Raw genomic sequence first — 4,071 nt, forward strand, 5'->3', positions numbered from 1 at the left:
ATTTGGGTGGTTTTTTTGTTGCCTGCTTTTTTTGCTAAAACGCAATTCCGTTTTTTGTTGGTGGGGCTTTGTGTCGCGATGGGGGTGCGAAGCAGCCCCGGCAATATCAGCATCGACGCTAAAACCGAGGGGCTGCTGCGCAGCCCTTTCGCGACACAAGGCCGCTCCTACAAAAAAGCAGGCCTGTGTTTGCCCAGTATTACTTGGCTATCTGAATCTTCGGCGCCCACTGCAGCCACTCATCCTCGGCCTTGTCGAACAAGGCAAAGGTCTGCTGCGGCCGTGCCGGGTTACCCATCTGTTCGCCATCCGGCGTGGCGAAGGCAATGCCGCCGTCGATCATGGTCTCCACCGACTCGGTACGCACCGTAGCCCCCTTGAACAGCCCCCAGTCAAAGCCGAAGCCACTGCTGTTCCAGAAGCGACTGCCACTGCGCACCAGGGCTGCATAGCGTGGCTCGATGAGAATATGGATCAGCACGCGGTCAGCGCTCTGGCCCAACTCGAACCCAGTCACCTTGCCCACCGCAACCTCACGGTAGGTTACCGGCACACCCGGCTTGATCGAGCCACGGCGCGGGGCACTGAGCGTCAATGGCAGGCCAACTTCCGGCCCAGCCACCTGCGGGGCATCGGCCAAGGCGATGAAGTCGCGCTGCGGGCCACGGTCCTTGGCAGCCGGCTGCACTTCCAGGTACTGCCCACCCACCAGGGTGTCGAGGTTCTGGGTACGCACCAGGCCAAAGGCTGGCTTGACCACCCAGAACTGCGTACCGGCGCGGGCGATACGGTTCGCGGCCTCAGTAATGCGTGCCCGCAGCAGCACCGCCTGCAGGTCATCGGTCAGGTCGACGCTTTCGATACTGCCCACATCCAGGCCGCGGAAGCGGATCGCCGTGCCCGGCTTCAGGCCGTCGGCACGCTCCACGCGAATGGTGATCAACGTACCTGAGCGGTTGACCGCCTCCTGGCTGTCATGCAGGCGGAAGCGCGGAATATGGCGTTTGAGCGCCACATCGGGCCGTGGCGTGTCGAATGCGATACCGCCGGCCATCAGGGTTTGCAACGACTCACTCTTGATCTTGATGCCCGACAGGCCGCCGGTCAGGGTAATACCACTGACGTTCCAGAAGCGCGATGAACCGTTGACCAGCTTTTCGTACTCCTTCTCGATGTGTACACCGATCAGGATACGGTTACTGTTGCGAGCGAACTGGTAGCTCTGCACGCTACCCACCTTTACCTGGCGGTACATCACCGGGCTGCCGATTTCCAGCGAGCCCAGGGTGTCGGCGAACAACACCATGTGCAGGCCCGGCGCCTTGAGGTCGAGCGGCGGTGCCTTGGCCCGGGCCTCGAACTCACGCTCCGGTCGCTGCCCCTTCTCACCGGGGCGAATGGCGATGTAGTTACCCTTGACCAGCGCTTCTAGGCCGGTGATACCCGCCAGCGAAATCGACGGTTTGACCACCCAGAACTGCGTACCCTCGACCAGGTAGTCCTCGGTCAACGGGTCCAGCGTCAGCTCGGCCGAGGCACTGCCCAGGTTGTCTTCCATCTTCAGGGCTTTCAGCGAGCCCACCTGGATGCCCTTGTACATGACCGGCGTACGGCCCGCCTGCAGGCCTTCATAATCGCTCAGCTTCACCTTGACCCGGATACCGGCCTGGGCTGCATCGAAGTCTTCATACAGACGGAACGGCAGGCTCGGGTCGGTGGGTGGGCTGTCCTTGCGGTACTCCGGCGTGGCGAAGGCGATACCACCGGCCACAATGCTCGACAGCGACTCGCTGCGCACTTTCACACCCGAAAGCGAAGCATCGATGCTGACGCCGCTGGCGTTCCAGAAGCGCGTGTGCTTGCGCACCAGGCTGGCGTAGGCCGGCTCGATGAAGACTTTGACTTCGACAGTGCTCTGGTCCTCCGAGAGGCGATAGCTTTTCACCCGGCCAACCTGGATCTGCTTGTAGAACACCGGGCTGTCACGGTTGAGCGAACCCAGCCTGTCGGCCTTGAGGGTCAAGTGCAGGCCTGGTTCGGTGTCCGAGAGCGGCGGCGCTACGTTCAATGCGGTAAAGCGCTTGGTGCGCTCACCCTCCCCTGGGCTGACAGCGATGTAGTTGCCCGACACCAGCGTTTCGAGGCCGGAAATACCCGCCAGGCTGACACTCGGCTTCACCAGCCAGAAGCGCGTGCCTTTGGTCAGGTGGGGCTCGGCGGCCTTGTTCATCTCGATAGTGGCGATTACCCCTTGGTTCTCGCCCTCGGCGTCGAGCACCAGGCTCTTCACCTTGCCAACCGACATGCCTTTGTAGATGACCTCGGTCTTGTTGGCGACGATACCCTCGCCCGACTCGAAGCGGACTTCAATTTCCACGCCGGCATCACGGTAGGCCTGCCATGCGAGCCAGCCACCGATCATCAAGGCGATCAAAGGCAGGATCCAGATGGCCGACCAGTTCGAGGCTGGGCGGGTTTTTGCCGTTGGCAGGTCACTCATGGTCGTCATCCGACTCCGTGTTATCCCAAATCAGTCGGGGATCGAAAGTTAAAGCGGCAAGCATTGTCAGAATCACCACAGTTGCGAAGGCGACAGCGCCCAGATTGGCTTCGACACTGGCTATTCGGCCGAAATTCACCACCGCCACCAGAATGGCGATGACGAAGATATCGAGCATGGACCAGCGCCCAATGAATTCGATGAAGCGGTACATCAATATCCGTTGCCGCGCTGAAAGCGGCTGTCGACGCTGAACGGAGTACAGCAGCAAGCCGATACCCACCAGCTTGAACGTGGGCACCAGGATACTGGCGATGAACACCACGGCAGCAATGGGCACCATGCCATGCTTGAGCAAGGTAATGACGCCAGACATGATCGTGTCAGGGCTGCCTTGGCCAAGGGTGCTCACGGTCATGATCGGCAGCATGTTGGCCGGGATGTACAGGATCGACGCGGCAATCAGCAGCGCCCAGGTCCGCACGATGCTGTTCGGCCGCCGGGCATGCACGATAGCGCCGCAGCGTGTGCAGGTTTGCGAAGTGCTGTCTGGCTCTTGCCTGTTCAGCTCGTGACATTCATTGCAGACAACAATGCCTGCATCAATCGCCCGCATGCAGGTCCTCCCCCGATAGCGCACTCCAGATCTGGTGCGGTGACATCACCACTTCGAGCCATACCTGGATCAACAAGAGGCTGATAAAACAGAACAGCCCCAGGCCCACGGTCAGTTCGGCCAGGTCCACCAGCTTGACGATGGCCACCAGCACGCCCATGAAATAGACCTCGAGCATGCCCCAATCACGCACGTGGTGATAAATGCGATAGAACACTAGGCCATAGTCCCGCCCTACGTTCAGGCGAATGCTTAACAGCACAGTCAACTGGCATAGCAGCTTTACCAAGGGAATGGCCATGCTGCACAGGAACACGACTACAGCGACGCCACGCATTTGCGAGTTGTACAGGCCAAGCACGCCGCTCCAGACGGTGTCGTCTGAAGTCTGGCCAAGCAGGTGCAGCTGCATGATCGGCAGGAAGTTGGCTGGGATGAACAGCAACAAGGCGGTCAGTACCAGGGCCAGGCTGCGATTGACCACATTGTGCCGGTGGGCGTAAAGCTCGTAGCCGCAGCGTGGGCATTGGGCTTTTTCATCATGCTGGAGCACGGGCTTGCGCAGCAGCAGGTCGCATTCGTGACAGGCAACAAGCTCGTCCAGCGGCAACTGGGCCAGTGATTCAGGATCTACAGGATTGGGCATATAGCGCTTCTGAATAGGTGCGTGGGCCTATTCTAGTGTTCTGGCTCGAATTGTGGGAGGCGACAATGGCACGGAGGCCTGTGGAAGCGTCCTCTGTGGGAGCGGGCGCGCCCGCGAAGCAGACGATACGGTGGATGGCACCGGCTTTGCCGGTGTTCGCGGCTGAAGCCGCTCCCACAGGGATCTTTGTGGAACCGAGGAATTTGTGCAGGGCCTGGGATTTTTAGCCCACAAAGACAAAACCCCTACCTGCATGTGCAGATAGGGGTTTTGCGAAATGAATCTTGACGATGACCTACTCTCACATGG

General features: G+C 60.1%; 3 protein-coding genes. All 3 read right to left on the reverse strand.

The window, feature by feature from the left end; genetic code table 11:
- Positions 1-199: 199 nt before the first annotated feature.
- The 3 genes from ABE456_RS28235 to ABE456_RS28245 are packed head-to-tail and all read right to left on the reverse strand — an operon-like array spanning position 200 to position 3,762.
- Positions 200-2,500, reverse strand: a complete 2,301-nt coding sequence (locus tag ABE456_RS28235; protein WP_346646863.1) for an MlaD family protein — start codon at positions 2,498-2,500, stop codon at positions 200-202.
- Entirely contained in the window at positions 2,493-3,116 is a 624-nt protein-coding gene (locus tag ABE456_RS28240; protein WP_346646864.1) for a paraquat-inducible protein A, read from the reverse strand. The genes ABE456_RS28235 and ABE456_RS28240 overlap by 8 nt, the downstream gene beginning before the upstream one ends.
- Positions 3,103-3,762, reverse strand: a complete 660-nt coding sequence (locus ABE456_RS28245) for a paraquat-inducible protein A (protein ID WP_346646865.1) — start codon at positions 3,760-3,762, stop codon at positions 3,103-3,105. The genes ABE456_RS28240 and ABE456_RS28245 overlap by 14 nt, the downstream gene beginning before the upstream one ends.
- Positions 3,763-4,071 lie beyond the last annotated feature (309 nt).

The organism is Pseudomonas sp. TWI929, assembly GCF_039673335.1.
Lineage (GTDB): Bacteria > Pseudomonadota > Gammaproteobacteria > Pseudomonadales > Pseudomonadaceae > Aquipseudomonas.

What these genes read in the sequence shown, in the direction of transcription:
- ABE456_RS28235 (WP_346646863.1), bottom strand. Translation starts at nt 2,500, where the DNA reads ATGAGTGACCTGCCAACGGCAAAAACCCGCCCAGCCTCGAACTGGTCG.
- ABE456_RS28240 (WP_346646864.1), bottom strand. Translation starts at nt 3,116, where the DNA reads ATGCGGGCGATTGATGCAGGCATTGTTGTCTGCAATGAATGTCACGAG.
- ABE456_RS28245 (WP_346646865.1), bottom strand. Translation starts at nt 3,762, where the DNA reads ATGCCCAATCCTGTAGATCCTGAATCACTGGCCCAGTTGCCGCTGGAC.